14 protein-coding genes, 3 tRNA genes and 2 pseudogenes are annotated in these 20,255 nt (G+C 59.1%); 16 read left to right on the top strand and 3 right to left on the bottom strand.

Annotation, left to right across the window (positions count from 1 at the left end):
* The first annotated feature begins 28 nt into the window (after positions 1–28).
* The 5 genes from QFZ91_RS35950 (at position 29) to QFZ91_RS35930 (ending at position 9,254) form a co-directional block, all read left to right on the top strand.
* Positions 29–1,867 carry a type I secretion system permease/ATPase gene (locus QFZ91_RS35950; protein ID WP_429570163.1) on the top strand — a complete coding sequence of 613 codons (1,839 nt, stop codon included), beginning with the start codon at positions 29–31 and terminating at the stop codon, positions 1,865–1,867.
* A gap of 14 nt (positions 1,868–1,881) precedes the next feature.
* Positions 1,882–3,246, top strand: coding sequence for an HlyD family type I secretion periplasmic adaptor subunit (locus tag QFZ91_RS35945; protein WP_429570162.1), 1,365 nt, complete (start codon positions 1,882–1,884; stop codon positions 3,244–3,246).
* A 350-nt stretch (positions 3,247–3,596) separates the two neighbouring features.
* Positions 3,597–4,715, top strand: a complete 1,119-nt coding sequence (locus QFZ91_RS35940) for a TolC family outer membrane protein (protein ID WP_429570161.1) — start codon at positions 3,597–3,599, stop codon at positions 4,713–4,715.
* Between the two features lie 190 nt (positions 4,716–4,905).
* Complete coding sequence (locus tag QFZ91_RS35935) at positions 4,906–5,298, top strand: hypothetical protein (protein WP_429570160.1); 393 nt, start codon at positions 4,906–4,908, stop codon at positions 5,296–5,298.
* Positions 5,299–5,738: 440 nt separating this feature from the next.
* Complete coding sequence (locus tag QFZ91_RS35930) at positions 5,739–9,254, top strand: beta strand repeat-containing protein (protein WP_429570159.1); 3,516 nt, start codon at positions 5,739–5,741, stop codon at positions 9,252–9,254.
* 431 nt (positions 9,255–9,685) lie between these two features.
* Here the strand turns inward: QFZ91_RS35930 and QFZ91_RS35925 are convergent, their stop codons facing one another.
* Together QFZ91_RS35925 and QFZ91_RS35920 are read right to left on the bottom strand one after the other, a co-directional pair.
* Entirely contained in the window at positions 9,686–10,894 is a 1,209-nt protein-coding gene (locus QFZ91_RS35925) for an acyltransferase family protein (RefSeq protein ID WP_429570158.1), read from the bottom strand.
* A gap of 435 nt (positions 10,895–11,329) precedes the next feature.
* Positions 11,330–12,343, bottom strand: coding sequence for a hypothetical protein (locus QFZ91_RS35920; RefSeq protein ID WP_429570157.1), 1,014 nt, complete (start codon positions 12,341–12,343; stop codon positions 11,330–11,332).
* Positions 12,344–12,965: 622 nt separating this feature from the next.
* Here QFZ91_RS35920 and QFZ91_RS35915 point away from each other — a divergent pair.
* The 9 genes and pseudogenes from QFZ91_RS35915 to QFZ91_RS35875 all read left to right on the top strand — a co-directional run bounded on the left by QFZ91_RS35915 (position 12,966) and on the right by QFZ91_RS35875 (position 18,683).
* Positions 12,966–14,990 (top strand): hypothetical protein, encoded by a 2,025-nt coding sequence (locus QFZ91_RS35915; protein WP_429570156.1) that lies wholly within the window; start codon positions 12,966–12,968, stop codon positions 14,988–14,990.
* Between the two features lie 194 nt (positions 14,991–15,184).
* Positions 15,185–15,369 (top strand): annotated as a pseudogene (locus tag QFZ91_RS35910) (IS6 family transposase); the annotation flags it as partial.
* 151 nt (positions 15,370–15,520) lie between these two features.
* Positions 15,521–15,595 (top strand): pyrroloquinoline quinone precursor peptide PqqA, encoded by a 75-nt coding sequence (pqqA, locus tag QFZ91_RS35905; protein WP_176379822.1) that lies wholly within the window; start codon positions 15,521–15,523, stop codon positions 15,593–15,595.
* Positions 15,596–15,649: 54 nt separating this feature from the next.
* Positions 15,650–16,088: pseudogene (locus QFZ91_RS35900) on the top strand (IS6 family transposase); the annotation flags it as partial.
* 381 nt (positions 16,089–16,469) lie between these two features.
* Positions 16,470–17,714 (top strand): hypothetical protein, encoded by a 1,245-nt coding sequence (locus QFZ91_RS35895; protein WP_429570155.1) that lies wholly within the window; start codon positions 16,470–16,472, stop codon positions 17,712–17,714.
* Positions 17,715–17,864: 150 nt separating this feature from the next.
* Positions 17,865–17,940: transfer RNA gene (locus tag QFZ91_RS35890), tRNA-Asn, on the top strand.
* Positions 17,941–17,943: 3 nt separating this feature from the next.
* Positions 17,944–18,019 (top strand) — tRNA-Gly (locus tag QFZ91_RS35885).
* A gap of 19 nt (positions 18,020–18,038) precedes the next feature.
* Positions 18,039–18,113: transfer RNA gene (locus QFZ91_RS35880), tRNA-Thr, on the top strand.
* Between the two features lie 267 nt (positions 18,114–18,380).
* A complete protein-coding gene (locus QFZ91_RS35875) occupies positions 18,381–18,683 on the top strand; it encodes a hypothetical protein (RefSeq protein ID WP_429570154.1) in 303 nt (100 codons plus the stop codon).
* 41 nt (positions 18,684–18,724) lie between these two features.
* Here the strand turns inward: QFZ91_RS35875 and QFZ91_RS35870 are convergent, their stop codons facing one another.
* Positions 18,725–19,462, bottom strand: coding sequence for a Crp/Fnr family transcriptional regulator (locus QFZ91_RS35870; RefSeq protein WP_429570153.1), 738 nt, complete (start codon positions 19,460–19,462; stop codon positions 18,725–18,727).
* Between QFZ91_RS35870 and tnpA the strand changes: the two genes are divergently transcribed.
* Together tnpA and tnpB are read left to right on the top strand one after the other, a co-directional pair.
* Positions 19,452–19,886, top strand: a complete 435-nt coding sequence (tnpA, locus tag QFZ91_RS35865; RefSeq protein ID WP_429569022.1) for an IS66-like element accessory protein TnpA — start codon at positions 19,452–19,454, stop codon at positions 19,884–19,886. The two genes, QFZ91_RS35870 and tnpA, sit on opposite strands and share 11 nt — an antisense overlap.
* Positions 19,883–20,227 (top strand): IS66 family insertion sequence element accessory protein TnpB, encoded by a 345-nt coding sequence (gene tnpB, locus QFZ91_RS35860; RefSeq protein ID WP_429568717.1) that lies wholly within the window; start codon positions 19,883–19,885, stop codon positions 20,225–20,227. Before tnpA ends, tnpB begins: the two co-directional genes overlap by 4 nt.
* Positions 20,228–20,255 lie beyond the last annotated feature (28 nt).

Genomic DNA, 20,255 nt, shown 5'->3' with positions numbered 1-20,255 from the left:
CGTTGCGAGACCGGCGTAACGAGCAAAGATGACCAGTAAAGTCAGAGTGCCGTCGAATGAAATCATTCAGGCGTTGTTAGGCTACCGCCGCGTGTTTCGCACGCTAGGCGCATTTAGCATGCTCATCAATCTTTTGATGCTCGTGCCGTCCATTTACATGCTGCAGGTATATGACCGCGTGCTGCCAAGCCGTAATGGCGTCACGTTGGCGATGCTGACGCTGATGATGCTCGGCATGTACGGGTTCTCGAGCGTGCTCGAATATGTGCGCAGCTTCATCGTGATCCGCATCGGCGGCAAGTTGGATATGCACCTGAACAGCCGCGTATATACCGCTGCGTTTGAAACGAATCTCAAACAGCAGGGCGTCAATGCGGGGCAGTCTCTCAATGACCTGACCACGATCCGGCAATTCGTGACCGGCAATGCGCTGTTCGCATTCTTTGATGCGCCGTGGTTCCCGATTTATCTGGCGGTTATCTTCATCTTCAACGTCTGGCTCGGCGTGTTTGCATTGGCGGGCTCGGCGATCCTGATAGCGCTGGCAATCGCCAACGAACGTGTTTCACGTCGTCCGCTGTCGGAGGCGACCAGCTTGTCGATTCGCTCCACCACACTCGCCACCGCGAATCTGCGCAATGCCGAGGTCATCGAGGCAATGGGCATGCTGCCCAACCTGATGGCGCGCTGGTCAGTCCTGAATGCGGGCTTTCTATCGCGCCAGGCTGAAGCGAGCGAGAAAGCGGCGCTGGTCGGCAATGTCACGAAGTTCTTCAGGCTCTCATTGCAGTCCCTCGTACTGGGGATCGGCGCGCTGCTCGCGATCGACGGCAAGATTTCTCCGGGCATGATGATCGCGGGTTCGATCCTGATGGGCCGCGTATTGGGTCCGCTGGAAATGGTGATTTCGGTCTGGCGTCAGTGGAGCGGCGCTCGCAGTGCGTACGACCGCCTCGTCGAACTGCTCAAAAACAATCCGGTGCGCCGTATCGGCATGTCGCTGCCGCCGCCGACCGGCCGGCTGACGCTCGAAGGCGTGAGCGCAGCGCCGCCGGGAATCCGTGTGCCGGTGGTGCAAGGCCTGTCATTCACGATCGATGCCGGCGATGTGGTCGGCGTGATCGGACCCAGCGCGTCCGGGAAGTCGACGCTCGCACGGCTGATGGTCGGCGTGTGGCCTGCGGCGGTCGGCACCGTGCGGTTGGACGGCGCGGACATCTATCAGTGGGACAAGGATCAGCTTGGACCGCACATCGGCTACCTGCCGCAAGACATCGAACTGTTCGGCGGATCGATCGCGGAAAACATCGCCCGCTTTGGGCAGATCGAATCGGAGAAGGTCATCGAGGCGGCGAAGCTCGCCGGGGTTCACGAGATGATTCTGCGTCTGCCGCAAGGCTATGACACCTTGGTTGGCGATCGCGGCGCCGGGCTCTCCGGTGGCCAGAAGCAGCGCATTGGTCTGGCGCGTGCGCTGTATGGCAATCCGTCGTTTATCGTGCTCGACGAACCGAATTCAAACCTCGACGAAACCGGCGAGGCGGCGCTCAAACTGGCAATCGAGCGCTTGCATGCAGCCGGCAAGACCGTCGTGCTGATTACGCATCGGACCAGCATCATTGCGGCTACGACCAAGCTGCTGCTGCTTGTCGAAGGCCAGCTCAGGATGTTCGGGCCCACCGCGCATGTGCTGGCGGCGTTGCAGAATGCGCCCGCGAATACGGCGGCTGCGCAATCGGCTGCTGCAAAAACGACCGCCACGGCTCAACCTGCCGCGACGGCTCAACCTGCCGCCTCAAACCCGGCTTCGTCCAACCCTCATCAGCCATCCGACGCTCAAACAGCGGATGCGGATGCCACCGTCTGACCCGCAGATTTTCCATGGTTAATTCCACAAGCAAGAAAGCGGCGGCGCCTGCCATCGAGGTGCTCGGCACAGCATTGCCGCCGGTCGTCAATGTCGATGAATCGCGCTACGTCAAGATTGGCTGGACCGTCGTACTGGTCGGCATCGTAGGCTCGTTGCTGTGGGCCGGATTCGCGCCCCTCAGCAAGGGCACAGAGGTTCAGGGAACGGTGGTGGTGGCCGGCAATCGCAAGACGATCCAGCACCCGACCGGTGGCATCATTCGCGACATCCTCGTTCAGGATGGCGATCAGGTGAAGGCCGGGCAAGTGCTCATCAGGATGAACGACGTGCAGGCGCGCTCGCAGAACGCGACCATCCGCTCGCAATATCTGACCGAGCTCGCCACCAAGGCGCGCCTCGTCGCGGAGGCGACCAATGCGAAGACCATCGCCTTCCCGCGTGAGTTGACGGATGGTATCGCCGCACACGACCAGGAGGCCGAGGCCGACGTGCAGCTGCAGGAGCAACTGCTGAGCGCGCGCCGGCTGGCACTGAAGGCGTCGATTGGCGCGCTACAGGAGAGCATCGCCGGATACCAGGCCCAGCTGGCTGGCGAAAACGACGCGCATGCTCAACGGCTGCTCGAGCACCAGGCGCTGCAGGACCAGTTGACCGGCGTTCGTGAGCTGGCGATCGAAGGTTACGTGCCGCGCAGCAAGCTGAAGGACCTGCAACGTCAGGAAGCCGTGCTGAACGGCGAGATCGCGCACCAGGCGGGCGCCGCCGGGCAATTGGCGAGCCAGTCGGCCGAGGCGCGTCTGCGTATCGCACAAGCGCAGGAAGACTATATGAAAGAGGTGCGCACGCAGTTGAGCGACGTCCAGCGTGACACCGAGGCATTGCGTAGCCGGCTGGACGAAAGCGAATTCAACCTTGCCAACAGCGAGGTCCGTTCTCCCGTTGACGGCACCGTCGTCGGGATGAGTGTCTTCACCGAAGGCGGCACGATCGGCCCCGGCGCGAAGCTGATGGATGTGGTGCCGACTGGCGAACCGCTGGAAGCGGAAGGGCACCTCGAGGTGAACCTGGTCGACAAGGTTCGCACGGGAATGCCGGTCGACATGATGTTCACCGCATTCAACCAGAACACCACCCCGAGAGTGTCCGGCACGCTGACGTTCGTGTCCGCCGACCGCCTCGTGGACGAACACTCCGGTGCGCCTTACTACAGGGTGCGCGCCAAAGTGACCGAGCAGGGCATGAAACAGTTGCGCAAGCTGGATATCAAGCCGGGCATGCCGGTCGAGATATTCATCAATGCAGGTCAGCGTTCGATGCTGAGCTATCTGCTCAAGCCGATCTTCGATCGCGCACACACTGCATTCACGGAGGACTGAAGTGCAGCGCGTTTTTTCACTTCGGTCGTCCAACGCCGGTTCTACCGGCACGGCGCAGGCCGTTCCACGCCTGCGTACGTTGTTGCTGGCGATGTCGGTTGGCGCCGCACTGATCGCGCCGCGTCCAGCGCTTGCACTCGGCCTCGTCGATGCGTACGAAGCCGCGCTGGGCCATGACCCGATTCTCGCGGGCGCGGCGAAGCAGAAGGAAGCCGATGACGCGAATGTCGGGATTGGCCGCTCGTATCTGTTGCCCAACGTCTCGGCGAATTACGCGCGATACCGCGACGTAACCGGTACGACGTACCTAGGTACGCAGTATGGGGATGTTTCCACACATCAGGTCTACGGTGCCTATTCCCAAAGGCGTTTCGCTGCGTCAGCCGCTAATCAACTTCGAAGGCATTGCGCGCTATCGCTACGGCAAGGCAATCGCGCTCGCCGGGGACGCGACGTTCGACGATAGCCGGCAGGATTTGCTGGTGCGCGTGTTAACTGCCTATACGGATACGGTCTTCGCGGAAGATCAGTTGTCGCTCGCGCTCGCGCAGAAAAACGCGTTCGATGAACAGTACGCCGGCAATCAGGCGATGTTCAAAAACGGCGAGGGCACCCGCACGGACATCCTCGAAACGAAATCGAAGGCCGCGCTGGCAGCGGCCGATGTCGCCGACGCCCGCGATAGCCTGGATAACGCTGCGCATGCGCTGGAAGCGTTGACCGGTTTGCCGGCGTCGCTCGATGTCGCGGGTCTTGACCGTCTGAAGGACGACTTTCAACCGGTGCTGCCCGAGCCGCTCAGTTTCGATCATTGGCACGATATTGCGTTGGAAAACAACGCGAGGTTGATTGCTGGCCGACACTCAGTTGAAGCGGCGCAGCAAAAGATGAAGATCGTGCAGGCGGGCTTTTATCCGCACGTGGATCTGGTGGCGAGCGTTGGTCAGAATCAGTCGACCCAGACCAATGCGATCGGTACTCGCTATCTGACAAAATCGGTCGGTGTTGAAGTCACGATACCGCTCTATTCCGGTGGACTCGTGCGCGCGTCGACCCAACAGGAGCAGGCTAATTACGAACGTGCGCAATTCGAATTGCAAGACAAGACCGACAAGGTGTTGCTCGACCTGCGCAAACAATACAACCAGTGCGTGAGCAGTATGACGCGCATCGACTCCCTCAAAAGCGCCGTCGAATCCGCGATGCTGCAGATCGTGGCGACCCGCAAAAGCGTTCAGGCGGGCGTGCGCACCAATGCCGACGTATTGACGGCTACACAGCAGCTGTATTCGGCCAAACGCGATCTGGCGCGCGCGCGTTATCAGTTCCTGCTGGCAGATCTGCAACTCAAACACGCTGCCGGGATATTGACCGAGCAGGATCTGGTGGAGATCGCGCAGTCGTTCGTTCCACCTGCCCAGGCGGCGCCGCTCGCCAATGCGGTGGTGCCGACAGCTCGGGTTCATTGATCGATACCGTGCGCCACGCCCGATCACGTGTGGGCGTGGCATTGGCGTGGCGGTTCTTTTTACCTACTTTTACTTAAGGATTGTGCTGGCACGCACAATCTTGTTTGGGCATCTGCACTAAATTAGGTGGCATCGTGGTCCGGCAGCATTACCAATTGCCGAGTGCCGCGCAATCTCACCGAAACAGATCATGAAGCCCGATTCAATCACAAAGCGAAAGGCCACAAGCGGCAAAAGACTCGGTCTACGACGCTGGATCGTGGACTGGACCATCGAGCCGGCTGCGGCCTCAGGCCATATCAGCCTGTCGTTATACGTGGCGGGCGAGTCGGACGACAACGTTGGCTCGTCGACCACCCGGCATTTCCTGCTCCGACAGGATCGGTTAAGCGAATTGATCGATGCGCTGAACGGGACGCTGCAGCATTCAAATGCCAGCCGCCTGCTCGAAGAACAGGCGCGCGCAGCGGATCCTGCCGTGGGTAATGACGCGGACACTGCCGGGGAGCTTGCGAAAGGGGATCAGCCGGATTTGACGTCGAATCACTTCTCGCTCGGCGCTTATGGCCTTGTGGGTAATTGACGGCAGCGGGATGCGATTTCTTTCGGCTCATGCTTGGTTTTAACGTTTGCGTCTCGCATCCGGCCGTGTTGGCTGTTCCTTCCGTTTGGCAAGGTCGGTTCTAGCCGGAGAGGGGAAACAAGCGCTCATGCGCTACCGCGCCCAGCGCTCGGATTCTTTGCAAGGCTTTTGGACAAGGTCTTTCCCGCATCAATTGCCCCTTTTCAGGTCTGAGTTGCCCGGGAAAAAAGCAACTCTATCGCCGAACCTCCAACTATTTGCGCTTTTGTGCGCGCCATCACAATTCGCGAACAACCCGACGTTGAAAATCCATCTGCGTTGTAGCTTTGTGGAAAACCGTCGGGTGATTCAAGTCCAATGAATCTGACGCGTCGCCTCCCTAACGGCTCATGACGTATCACACATGTGTTGATATTCGTACTCTATCGGAGAAGAATCAAATGGCTGCAGCACAATATTACGAAGAAGTACAACAGGCGTATCTGGCTTATTATGGCCGCCCGGCTGACCCCGCAGGTCAAGAATATTGGGCAATGCGGTTGGACAGCGCCGGGGGCAACCTGAGCTCGATCATCAACGAGTTCGGTACGTCGACTGAATCGACCGCCCTGTACGGTGGCTCGAACATGGCAGCGCAAATCACCGCGATCTATCAGACGCTGTTCGGCCGTGCTCCTGACGCCGAAGGTCTGAACTTCTATCAACACGGCATTAACAGCGGCGAATTCACGCTGGCTTCGGTCGCGCTGAACATCTACTACGGCGCGACGGGCACCGACAAAGCTCAACTGGATGCCAAGCAGGCCTACGCGGACGCATTCACGAATGCTCTGTCGGCATCGGTATCGGCGCAAATCGCCTACTCGGGCACGACCGCTTCGAACAATGCTCGCGCAGCAGTCGCAGCGGTGACCGATACGGCTTCGGAAGGCACTGCAGTCGGGAAACTGGACACGACGCTGGCGAACATCAATGCGGGCGCTGTTGGACAGACGGTTACGCTCACTACGGGTGTGGATAACATCACGCTGTCGGGCAACAACAATGTTGTCAATGCCACCGATGGTGGCGCGCTCGGCGCTACGCAGACGTGGTCCGCGCTCGATTCCATCAACGGTACGGGCACGGGCAATACGTTCAACGTGACCAGCGCGAGCGCCATTTCGCAGCCCGCAGGCGCTACAGTCAACGGCATCGCGACGCTCAACGTCACGGAATCTAATACGGCCGCAGCTGCAGTTACCCTGGATACGACGAAGGGCGGCTGGTCCGGCCTGAACTCGGTGAACGTGACTCAAGCGGGCACGGGCCAAGTTACGGTGAATGCTGCTGCCTCGACGAATGAGAGCGTGACCGGTCTCAGCACGGGAGCGGTTCAGGTTGACGGTGGCAACAACGTCACGGTGAGCTCTGCAGGCGGCAATGTGGCGGTTGGTGGAGCAGTGGGCACGGTTACCAGCCCGGCAGGCGCCATTTCGGTTACGGAAACCTCGCAAGCAGCCGCTACCATTGCTGTCGATGGCGGCTCGTCGGTTACCGTGAATGCAAGCGGTGCAACGACAGGCTTGGGTACCATCACTGTCGGCGCCAATGTGGCGACGACGGGCGCCGTTGTTGTTAACGAAACGACGGCAGCCGCTAGCGGCAGCATCAACGGTGTTATCAACGTCACAGGCGGTTCGACTGTCACGGTGACGGAGTCGGCAGGCGACGTGGCCAAGACGGGTACGAACGTGACCATGAATACCGTCAACGTGACGGGTACTTCTGCCACGACCTCGGTTGTCGTCAACCAGGCAGCCGCAGCAGTTGGCGCAACTGCAGTGACCGGCGTGGCTGGTGTGGTGGGCGTCGCTGGTGTTACTGCAGCGCCGGGCACGCAAGGAGTCTCGGCTGTTACCGCCGTTGGCCCGGTGGCCGCGCAAGCTGGTGTGGTCGGCGTTACTGCTGATGGCGCTGTTCATATCGCGGACGCAAACTACAACACGACGAAGGCGAACACCATTGCGAGCGTTACGCTCAATAACTATGGCGCCGGTTCGACCATCACTGACAACGCCCTGACGAATCTGTCTCTGGCTGGTACGGCCGGTACGCTCGCGATTACAAACGCGACCGCCGCCGGTGCTACCCCGACGTCGAACTCGACGCTGAACCTGTCGGTCAACGGCCTGTCGGCAAGTGTTCTGAACGGTGGTGACAACACCATCACCGATACGAACGGCGAAATCACGACGCTGAATGTGACGACGGGCGCAACTGCCTCGACGCTGACCGGTTTCGGCGACGCTAACCTGAAGACGTTGAATGTGGCGGGCTCGTCGGTCCTGACGGTGACCAACGCAACATCGGCTACTGCCATCAACGTGACGGGCGCAGCTGGCTACGCAGGCACGGTCAACGACACGACGACGACGTTCAACGCGTCGGGCTCGACTGGTGCAAGCACGATTACGATTGGTGCAGATGCGACCAAGGCCATCACCGGCGGTTCGGGTGCCAGCGACGAAATCGTCCTCAACGCAATCGGTGGGACGTTCACGGCTGCTAAGTCTGGCGCCAACGTGACTGGCTTCGAAATTTTGGGTATCACGAACGCCACGACGGGCACGCAAGATGCGTCCGTCTTTGGTTCGTCGATTCATGCAATCGACGTGCGCGGAGCGGCCGTCGCATCGACCCTGACAAATGTCAACACGAACGCGTCCGTCAACTTCGCAGCAGGCGCAGGCGGCACCTTGGCAGTGAATTATGTCGACGCAAATGGCGCGGCAGATTCGGCTACGGTGACGTTGCAAGGTGGGACCGCTTCGGCATTGGCAGTGGGCGTCGCTCAGACCGTTACGTCGTTGACGCTGGCAGATTCGAACGGCAACGGTGTCGGCACGTTGAATCTGGTAGATAACAACCCGGCGTTCAACTACGCTAGCGACACTATCGCTACGCTGGTTGACAACGCAGTCTCGACGCTGAATTTCAGCGGTGCTGGGGGCTTGACGATTGGTGCCTTCGCCAACAACGTAACCGGCATGACCATCAACAACACTGGTACCAACGTTGCTGGTCTGAATCTCACGATGACGGACAACTCGCTGGGTAGCCTCACGTTCTCGGGCACCGGCGCGACGCATCTGAACTTGACCGACTCGGTTGCAGGCACGCTGTCGCTGACGAATTCGGGTACGGGCTCGGTGACGGTGAATGCTGGTACGTTGTCGGCGGCTCACCTGTCTTTGACCGGCGCGATGACGCTGACCGCGACCGATAACAACGTTTCGTCGCTCGCACTGTCCGCTGGTCAGAACGTGACCTTCTCGGATAGCCTCGCAACGGGTGTCACGGTTTCGGGCGCCAGCGACAATAGCCATGTGACGCTGAACTTGGCTGGTGCTGCAGCAACTTATACGGACAGCATCACGCTTGGTAACGCCAACAACAGCATTGTCGACACAAGCACGGCTGGCACGGTCAACATCACCGTCGGCACGGGCTCGAACCTGATTGACGTTTCCGGTGGCGTAGCAACGAATTCTGTTGCAGGCTATCTGGCAACCATCAATCTGGGTTCGCATACGGCAGCAAGCGGTAGCGACTCGATTAAGGTTGACGGCGTCGCAGCGAACGCAACTGCACCGAACACGGTCATCAACGGTGCGGTCGCGGGCGACATCATCACGCTGAAGGATGCTGGCTTCACGGTCATTGCGAACGCGACGACTGCACAGCAGACCGCGATTAGCGCAGCAGCGAATCTTGCTGGCGCGATTTCGGCTGCGGACTCGGGTCTCGCTGCTGGTCACGCAATGGCATTCCAATACGGTGGCAATACGTACGTTGTTGAGTCGGTGGCTCTTGGCACTGGCACGATGGCGCAAGGTGACACGGTTATCGAGCTGGTCGGTGCCCACACCGTCAATACGACGGTTGCAGGCCACGCGTTCACGCTGGCTTCGTAAGCTAATCGTAGTCGAAGGTAGTACGTAGCTCCGCACCCGCCCGTCGCAAGATGGGCGGGTTTTCGCCTTCTTGGATAAGTAGGTGAAGTTTTCCGGCCGTGTCCACCGAGCCGTGCTTCGCCTGTGCTGACGGATAAAGGTCCGATCCGGCGCTGCGCGAGATGGAAATCTCGATCAATAGGAGCTGGATCTAACCAGCTAAACAGGAGCGGCAAAGGTGCGGCACTCCAACGGGGCAAGTAAAGTCACGGTTAAGAGCGGTTCATATGTAAAACTCTGGACCGGATCGGACAGACGATGTCAGATCGTTCGGTTCAGTTCGGCCAGGAAGCGTCACTCGCTCGCCGCCGCGCAGCCACTGGAGATTGCCCCACATCGGACCCTGCCCCGCGACGGCTGAGGCTGGATACGATTTGGCATCACAGCGGTAACTAAAGGAATCCCCTCATGCCCGGCACTTTAAGCACGACCCCAGCAATCAAATAGCACGCAACGCAACTCAAAGCGCCGGTCACGCCAAACTTGACCAAGGGATTGGCATGCACGCTGCTCCATGAGAGTGCGATCGCCACCAAAATCGGGGGATGCAAGATGTATATCGTGTAGGCTCGTCTCGACAGGCGACGCATCAAGTGGCCTAGTCGTGAGAAATTCCGCTGAAAAAAGCGGAGCAAGAAGAGAATGATGCCCCATGCGACAAACGGTTCCCAAAGCGCATACACGATGTGCATCGTGTCGTGGTGCGATTTCGGCGATGCTCCTGAGAGATAGTAGGCGAACGGCAAAATCGGCAACGTCACGAGGCTGACAAGCGACCAGAACTTCACCTGTCGGGCTGGGAGGAATTCCAGCCGCCGCCCTCTTGCAGCCGCAAATCCGGCAGCGAATAGCACGACGTAGCTCGCGAAATACCCGAGCTGAAGGTCCCACACATTGACGCCGACCGGCCACCTGATCCTCAGGATGAATGCCGCCGCCGCAGTCAATAGTGCGCCGACGCCAAGCGTCAAGTTTGTCGGGAACGAGACCTCGCGAACACGAACTGGATGACCTACGTAGCGGAGGAGGGCCATGCCGACGGCGAGCAACAAGGTGAAAATCAACAACGCCTGAGCAAACCACATTGGACCGGAGTCGAATGTTCCTCTCGATACGAGCGTCCTGAGCGTCGCTCCAAAAGGAAGTCCCTTGCTGGTTTGCGCCAATGCAATGGTAATGGGACCAAGCACCACCCCGTAGAACAACAATGGCAAGCCCAACCTGAAAAAGCGGTCAAAAAGGAATTGAGGCAGTCCTTTTCTGGCCAGAGACGATCGTGAGTAATAGCCCGCGAGAAGGAAGAACAGGCCCATGAAGAAAGCCTGGTTGACGGTGCAGAACAACACAAGGCAGATGGTTGCGACGTCCCGGCTCGGCGCGACCTCGTGGTAATACCAACCGCCAATCGCCCCGTAGGTAATAGCGCAGTGATGAAACACCACCAGTAATGTCGTAAATGCACGTAGCGCATCTAGGCCGACATTCCTGTCGGTCTGAATGAAGTTCGCCGGGGAAACCTCGCTCCCCGAAGCCAGATCGTTGGCCGCTATGGACACGGTTCGTATCGGTGATTTTGCTGGTACGCCAGAGAAGGTGGTCAATCTACTCCGAAAATATTACAGAGTGCCAACCAGCAATGGCTGACCTCAAACTTGCGATGCCAATGTCCGTAAGCTGAAGCACCTCCGATATTCACGTCAGGGGAGCGAGCGTCTGCGCAGGGTCGACTGCGGTCGACTAGGCGGGGCAGCAGTCGGGCATCTACGGACATTCGCACCAAGCGCAGACGGCCACTTAAACGTCCGATCCATTACATGAAGCGGTCTTTCGCGAATAGAGGTTTTTTGCTCTGATTCGTTGATCCTCGACGGAACATCCACCATTGGCGCGAGCCCGGTGTTCCATCAGCCCGCATAGATGGCGTCATGGCAGATCGATGGGGACCCCGAACTTGTGCGCAGCAGATATCCATCATGAAAGCGGGCGTCGTGCCGCGGCGGGGTTTAAACCCGCGCCGATATGGGACCGCCATGCGGCTATCGGCAGCGACCGGAGGACTGGACCGCGATCCCTCCCTGGTCGGCTGGACCGGGGGTGGAATCCTCGATGACTTGAGACGGCGCCACATTGCCGGTCGCTCCCGGCGCGAACACGAGAATGCGCCTGTTCGGCTCGGCAACAAAGAGTCGCCCGTCGGAGGAGACGCTGATCTTGTTGGCGCCCGGAAAGCCAGGTCCAGTGATTCCCGTGGCTGGACCGCTGATCGTCCGCGCCGGCGGCACATTGCCGCTCGCCCCGGCGGCAAAAACGCTCACCTGGATCTGCGTGTGGTCTGTGGTCGTGTTGTAGACGAACAATTCGTTCGTACGAGGATCGACAGCGATCGTCAGGTTGTCGGATGCTGCCCCACCTCCCCCACCCGGCAGCAGGCCGGTGTTGCTACCCGTTAGGCTGCGCAGAAGCGCCGGGGAGGTGAGGCTCCGGGCCGTGCCAAGCGTGTCGATGATCGCCGCTCCCCGGTCGTCATAACCCGCAAGCAGCAGATTGTCCTCGTTATCGACGGCAAGGCTCACGTACACCCGGAGATTTGGAGTTGGATCAGAAATGACAATCGGATGAAGCAGCAACCCAGTGCTGTTGACGGGGGCTACAAAGAGCGGGCCAGCCCCGGCGCGAATGCTCAAGATGAAGTCGTTGAGGTGGGAATCCACCGCGATGCTCACCAGATCATTCCCCGGCAACGTGAACGAGCGACTGGGCGCCGCATTGTCCTCGGCCTTCGGCGGAAAGATGGCGACGGTGCCGTTGGTGAGAAACTGCGCGACGTGAAAGAAGTCGTTCTTGCTGAAGGCGATCGCCCGAGCGGTGCCGAAGGTGGTGCGCGGCCCTTCCAGCACCTGGCAGGGCTTGGTTGCTCCGTTGGCGCGCAAGGAGTAACCGCGAATCTGATCATTCAGACCGATGAAGACGGCGTCGTCGGGGCAGGCGGCTTGCGCCAGCCGAACCCCGAACAGCGCACTGAAGATGGCGACATATAGCGCGAGTTTCATGATAGGCCCCCTCAGCAAGTTCCTCGGCTGGGTTTACGGAGGAGCGTTTCGTACTCCTTGAGCATAGACCAGCTCAGCGGGAGCCGAAAAATAAAGTTGCGCGAATTGGAACCGGTAGTTCTGGCGGGCGATGCGACGGATTGCCCATCGATATCGAACGGTAATCCAGGCGCATTCGGGCGTCTTGACTAACAGACTGCTGAAATACAGCCGCGCAGGAACGGCTTACCACCACCTGCGCGGCTGACGGCGCGATCTTTTCGCAGGTGCAATTTCAACGTGAATCCAGCGACGTGAGGCCAGTTTTGAGAGAAATGCGATTGACCCCGCGAGGGCTTGCATGTGGGACGCAAGCGCGTGGCGCTGATGCGCCTTGCCGGTTTGTGCCGCGTAAGGCGGCGGCGCTGGCCCGCACCGCGCGGCAGCACCCGGGTGCGCGGCGCGCGCCCGATCCGGTGCGCCGGCAATTCAGCGCGGAAGCCCTCACGTACGGTGGATGGCGGACGCCACCTATGTCCTGACTGGCGCAGGATTGCTTACGAAATAAGTTTAATCAAACGCGAAGATTTTCGCGTCTAGCGAACTGCTGCATAACGTCCTTGGAAAGAAGGCAGGACCTGTCATGAAAAACGCGAAGCTCAATGCTAACAACGAAGAATCCGGCGCAGTTTCGGCAAGGCATTTTTCGTTCCTATCCTATCTGTTCGCCGCCGTCTTTTTAGGTGCCTGGATGTCGGTCGCGTCCGGGCAGTCAGACGGACAGCCTTTGTCTCCAGAAGTCCCCGACTTAGCTCCTGCCGCGACGGCATCTCCGATCAATACGTTGGCGGCCACGTCCGCGAACGTGTTGACCTATCATGGCGACACGAATCGTACTGGTTGGAATTCGAACGAGACGACCCTTACCCCTTCCAATGTCAGAGCCGGTTCGTTCGGCGTCTTGCATGCAATCAAGCTCGGCGACCCTGTGAACGACTGGGTCGACGCGCAGCCATTGGTTGTTTCAGCGTTGAGCGTAAGCGGGACAACGCAGGATGTCGTATACGTCGCCACTGAAGCCAACAACATTTACGCCTACTCGGCTTCCACCGGCGAGCTGCTCCTCCAACGGAACCTCGGAACTCCGGTACCGAAATCGAGGCTTCCCGGCGGCTGTGGCAACAACGGCCCCACCGTGGGAATCAACTCCACGCCGGTGATCGATCTGAGCACCCACACGCTATACGTGGTCTCGTACAAGCTGGTAAGCGACACGCCGAGCTTTTGGCTCCACGCTCTTGACATCACCACCTTGGCTGATAAAGCGGGTTCTCCGACCTCGGTCTCGGCTTCGCATACCCTGACGGACGGCACGACCCACCATTTCGCCGCACAGTTCAGCCGGCAGCGTGCCGGTCTTCTTTTGGCGAACGGAAACGTCTACGCCGCTTTCGGCAGCTTTTGCGACATACGCGCCGATGAGTCGAGAGGCTGGTTGTTGGGATGGACGGCGAGCACGCTGTCACCGCTGCCTGCGAATCAGTTGATGGACAAGCTGTCGACTTCACCCAACACATTTTTTCTGTCATCCATCTGGATGTCCGGGTATGGCATTGCCGCAGGTCCGTCGGGGGTGCTGTACGCTGTCACCGGGAACTCAGACCCGTCTGGTACGACCTACGCTCCTCCAAAGAACATCCAGGAAAGCGTGGTGAGGCTCTCTACCGACTTGACCACCTTGCAGGACTATTTCACCCCTTCAGGTACTAATGGTGTCGCATCGCTAGATGAAACGGACGACGATTTCGGTTCCGGTGGGGCCATGGTTATACCGGACATCCCTGGACAATCGGCTTCTACGCTCGTTGCCGGCGGAAAGCGCGGCCGTCTGTACCTCATCAACCGGGCCTCGATGGGTCACAACGACTCCGGCAGAGCGGTTTCCATCGCCGATTTCGGTTCCTGCTGGTGCGGCCCATCGTATTTTATGGGATCGGACGGCGTCCGCCGCGTTGTCAGCAGCGGCGGCAGAAGCATCAAACTATGGAAGGTTCCGGCAACGGCGACGCTGCAACTGGAAAAATCGTTTTCTAGCATCCAATCCGGCCAGGATGGTGGCTTTTTCACGACGGTTTCATCGAACGGCACAACATCCGGGTCCGCGATCATCTGGGCCGTCGGTCGCCCCACCAGCACTGCTGCACCGGCCAACGTGACCCTATACGCCTTCGACGCCTCAGGTGGCACAACACCGATCTTCTCGTCCGTCGCCGGCTCCTGGCCTCGCAACGGCGCCAACGCCAACATCGTGCCCACTGTCGCCAACGGCAAGGTCTTTGTGGCCAGCTTCGCAGCCCTGAACATCTTCGCTCCGGGCGGGACGCTCGCCCCCGTCGTAGTCCCGCCCCCGACTACTCCGCCGGGACCTCTGCCCAGCCAGATCTACGGAATTGTCACTTCGGTAGGCACGTTGCAAATGACGATCCAACCTCAGACCGGAGCCCCTGTGCTCGTTGACACTTCGGCTGCCGACCAGGCTCACCTGAGCGTTCCGCACGTGGTCGGAAAGGCCGTCCACGTTTTCGGCCCATTCAGCAGTGGAGCGTGGCACGCGGAAAGAATTCTTCGTGCCAAGGACGACCCTGAATCCTGGGTGCCCACGAACTGACGCCTTTGCCAATTCCAGTTTGTGCCGAAACCGATTGGCGCTAATGGAAGAACTGCTGCAATCGGTTTCAATCTGAACGAGGCAAGGAAGACAGACATGGCCGAAAAGGCTGATAGGTCGTACATGAAATAACTGAGGGGAGGTTGCCAAAACTTTGCTTGTGCCCACGATGAAGAAGACCGCAAACGCCACGAATGGCCCTTGCAGCTGGCGTTGCCAAGGTGCTGCAGCGGTTGCACTATCCGCTGGACGTGACGTTGTTGGCGTGCGGCGGTATGTGGCCTATTCGCTAAGTCATCGGCATCTTGAGGAGATGATGGCTGAGCGCGCCATTGGCGTGGATCGTTCAACAGTGCATCGATGGTCCATCAAGTTGGTGCTTTGTTAACGCACGCCCACCTGGCTGGCCGGTAAACGTGGGCATCGAGTTTGCGTGATGCCGGCTCCTGTCGAGACCGGGCACGAAATTTCGCCGGGCCGCCGGCGCAACGCTGTTCCGACCGCTGTTCCAACCGAAGGAGAAAGCACGTATGCAATGGACGACTCCGAGCTACACCGACGTACGCCTCGGTTTTGAAATCGCAATGTACGTCGCTACGCATTAAGCCCGCAACCGGGCCGCACGCCGCGGCCCGGTTGCGGTTTCGGTTAGTGTTTGACCTCTGCTTCAAAAGACATTTCGCAAGCACAAGCGCCCGGTGGGCAGGAGTTGGCGCATGGATGAAAGTTATATCAAGGTCCAAGGCTCGTGAAAATATCTTTATAGCGCCGTGGACAAGGCGGGCAACACCATCGACTTTCTGTTTAGAGCCAAGCGGGACAAGACTGCTGCCCGGTGGTTTTTTGAAAAGGCAACGGGTCAGAACGGCTCGCCCGAGACGGTGACTATCGACAAGAGCGGCTCCAATCTGGCAGCGCTTCATGCGGTGAATGCCGAGCGCGAGACGCCCATCAAGATTAGTCAAGTCAAGTATTTGAACAACGTGGTCAAACAGGACCGTCGGGGCCATCAAACGCATCACTCGGCCGATGCAGGGATTCAAGGACTTTGACTGCGCTCGCGTTATTCCCAGTGGCATTGAGACCATGCACATGATCCTTTGGATATCGCATTTTCTCGTCGCTCCCGCTCGATCGAATTCAGCCGAACGCCGTCGGACTCAACACGGCCAGTCCATCGAAATGCACACCCAGACCGTCGACAATCTGAAGGAGCATCTTGTACGATCCGTCCTTCCTGATTGCATTGAGGAGTAGCGCGCTCGGTCGATTTATCAGAAGTGGATCGGGGCCTCGCGCCAACATCGATTTCCATGGATACCGACAAAGCCACACCCTCGGACCCGAATAACACCTATAAAAACTAGCCACATGACCTCAGCGAGTTCACCCAGACTGCACCAAAAATCCAGCTGTTCGCCCCTGCTTCCGTTCGACTGTGTCGCCGCAGCGATCCTCGGGACGCTGTTATGGTCGGTATTGTCGAACAAACAGTTCTCCGCCGATGGCGCATCATTTTTCATCGAAATCCTGCGTTCACGCGATGTGAACCATATCGCATGGTCGCGGCAGTTTTCGTACGACCTGGGTCAATGGCCGCTAGTGCTGGCCCTGCACTGCGGCTTGTCGAATGCCGCACTGCTTCGCTTCATTTTCGGGCTCGGCTATGTGCTGCCTTTCATAGCCGCCTACCTGATTGTGCGCATGCAGGTGACAAAAGGCGCAGTCCCCGCGCTGCTACCAGGCTATCTATTCGGCATGCTGTCGATTGCGCTGCCGAGCGACTTTCTGTTGGTCGGCGAAAGTCAGTTCCTATTGCCGCTTGCGTGGCCGATGCTCGCATACTTACTGCAGCCTGGCCGATTTTCTTCGGCCGCATGGCTGTTACCGATTGCGCTATCTGTGCTTCTCACGCGCATGTACGAAACCCAGGCCGTCACACTTGCGCTCTTCGGTTTGATCCTGGTACTTCGTTCACGTGCGCAATTGACTGCTCTCGCACGGCAGCGACGTTATCTGGTGCTGGGCCTTATTTGTCTCTGTATTGCACTATGGGTGCTCGGTGCTGCAATTGCAGCGTATTGGATCGTTTATCCGCGTGATCCGGCCAACCGGGGCGCGTTTCTGCATGGGCTCGCTCATACGGTGCAAAACGCAGTATTTGACATGAGTATGCTTGCAGCGCTGTGCTTTTTTATCGGACTGCGAGTACCCAAAACACGTGGGGTGCTGGTCGTGGTGCTGCTTGCGATCAGTTATCTATGCTGGCGTGAACGGTTCGATTTCTTCAATGCGCAGATCAGCTTCGACTCGCGCGTGCTGACCCTGCTTTGGTTGCCGCCGCTCATTGCTCTCAGTGTATGGAGGTTTGAAGCGTACACCTTGACGTTCAGCGTAGCGCTGTGGTTTGCCGTGGTGTCTGTTGCACCATTGGCCGTCGATCTGGCCAGCACGAATGTGTGGCGCGACTATGCAAGCCAAGTCACGAACTGGGTAGCCAGGGGAGACGACGGACTGGTGCCGGCCAGCGTGCATCGACTGGACCGGCACCCCGCCAGTTGGAACTGGACATTCCCATCATTGAGCATCGCGCTTGGTGCTCCACACGTCGGTTCGGTGCTTGAAAACGCGCCCGGCGTTGCATGGCAGCCCTTCAACCCAGCCACGGAATTGCCGCTTGCTTCGTTTGCTGGTTATCGCGGCACGCTGGCACGCCGACCGTAACAACGATAGTGGCTGCTGCCGGAACGCAGCAGCTCGGCTGTTTCGTGTTGGGCGAATACCACGAGCCGAACTTCTCGCTCAGAAAGATCATGTCGCTGCTCCTTTTGCATAACCGATGTTGTACAATCCGGTCCGCTTCTTAAAGCCTGATCCCCGATAGCTCAGTCGGTAGAGCGCCGGACTGTTAATCCGTAGGTCCCTGGTTCGAGCCCAGGTCGGGGAGCCAAATGCGGGAGTAGCTCAGTTGGTAGAGCGCAACCTTGCCAAGGTTGAGGTCGCGAGTTCGAGCCTCGTCTCCCGCTCCAGCGTTACGTCATCCAGGCGGCCCATGTGGCTCAGTGGTAGAGCACTCCCTTGGTAAGGGAGAGGTCGGCAGTTCGATCCTGCCCATGGGCACCATCAATATTCGCACCGGCAATCAATCTGCCGGCTTCTTCGCGATCAATCGCCACGCTCGCTTGTAAATGACCAGTCACGTCGCTTGAGCGGCCGGATATTTCAGACATTGACGTCCATCGAAGGTCATCCCATTCGGTCAATGATGACCTGTTTGTGATTGGGATCACAGCTTCTGTCGAACACTGACGTATATTCTGCGCACTGACAGAAGCCCTTTGTATGCAACAGGTAAAGAACGGTACGTCACACGACGAACACGCACGAGATATGCCGCTTGCAACGGTACAGCGATGGCGCATCGATTCGACGAGCTTTAACGTGACGGTCCACCTCGACGCGGACGGGTTTCCCGCGAGCCCTGTCGCGCCCAATCAGCGTGGCTTCGTACTTGAGGCGGAGCAGGCACGTCAGATGATCCGTGACCTGAGTGCGGCGGTGCTGGCACTGAAGCTTCAGCGACACGTCGAACAAGCAGTCGATCTCCCTGATCCTCTTCAAAGCGACGAGACGCCGCGCGGAGCACGCCGCGGCCGCCGCGCCGCCGACAAGGCGCAATTTGCTTTGCAGTGACTCAAAAACCGGTAGGGATCTCTGCGCGAGCCTGAGTCGCTTCAACTTGGCGTCCGGCCGGTTGCGAGATGGTGCAACGCGACACGATCACGAATGCGGATCGCCTTGCCTTCCCGTTCGACAATCCCACGCTTGTCGAGCGACGTGATCACACGCGACACCGTCTCGCGGCTCACACCCGCCATGGCCGCAATCGTGACCTGACTGGGCAGTTCGACAAGCGGTGAATCGAAGGCCTGACTCTGGTTGATGGCCGCCTCGATCACGGCGGTCACACGCGCATCCGCACGCGGCTGGCTTCGCGAGCTGCGCGCCACGAGTAGCGTTTTGGCGCGACTCGCGATCAGGTTATTCAGCGAGCGCGCCACATCCGGGTCGCTGAGAAGCCGTCGGGCGTGCGCCCGGTCGAGCAGGCCGACGGTACTGCCCTTCGTAGCAATAACATTGCCCAAGGTCGGCGCGCTGTTGAGGATCGAAATCTCGCCCGTACACTCGTGAGGATTGACAATGTACAGCGGGATCTCGACACCATCCTCGGAGTATGTCGACGCACGGAGCTGTCCTTCGACGAGGAAGATGAGCGGCGACTCTATGGCCCCCTGATAGCAAATGTGATCGCCCTCTTTGACCTGCACAACCTTGGTGAGTCTGTTCGTGTTGCCGACGACTTCGCTTCGTGCCTCGCGAAGCAGAATTTGCTTACTCAACATTATTGTAAGCGGCTCGTGCCGGCCGTTATAGACGGTGGCTGAGGTCGACATCAAAGTGATGTCCATCATTTCCGATCTGATGGGCACCACTTTGACACAGTCTGCAGAGAAGAAGCCAGGTACACGAACGGGGCGCCCGAATTACCCCCGGGAGCTTCGTGAGCGACTGGCAGCGGCAGCTTGCGAGCCTGGCGTATCAGTCTCAAAGCTGGCCCGGGAGAATGGCATCAACGCGAACATGCTGTTCACCTGGCGGCGGCGATATCTGGACGATCAGCAAGCTCGATCTGCCGGGCTCATTCCGGTCGTATTGCTCAGCGACACGCCAACAGAGGTCATTGCATCAGCTCCGGTAGAAGCGCAAGCGCTGGGCGCGAAGCCTGTCTCACCGGTCGGCACGATCGAGATCCGGATCGGTCGTGCGGTGGTTAAAGTGGACGGCCTGGTTGATGCCGATATGTTGCGGATCGTGCTGGGCAGTCTGCGCTCATGATCTCCCTACCGGCAGGCACGCGCATCTGGATCGCTGCTGGCGTCACCGATATGCGATGCGGGTTCCAGGGGTTGGCAGCGAAGGTGCAAACAGCGCTTGAGGAGAATCCTCTGGGCGGCAACGTCTACATCTTCCGGGGCCGTCGCGGCGATCTGATAAAAATTCTCTGGGCCACGGAGGACGGAATCTGGCTTCTCGCGAAGCGGCTTGAACGAGGCCGTTTTATATGGCCCCAGGCCGACGGTGGCAAGGTGCATCTGAGCTCTGCACAGCTGTCGATGCTGCTTGAGGGCATCGACTGGCGACAGCCCCGTCGCACCGCCGCATTATCGATGTTGTAAACCGCGCGGCAGACTCGTAAACTACGGC

Origin of the sequence: Paraburkholderia sp. JPY419 (assembly GCF_050435705.1) — a bacterium.
In the GTDB taxonomy this organism is placed as follows: domain Bacteria; phylum Pseudomonadota; class Gammaproteobacteria; order Burkholderiales; family Burkholderiaceae; genus Paraburkholderia; species Paraburkholderia youngii.
This window is presented reverse-complemented; position numbering and strand designations above follow the sequence as displayed.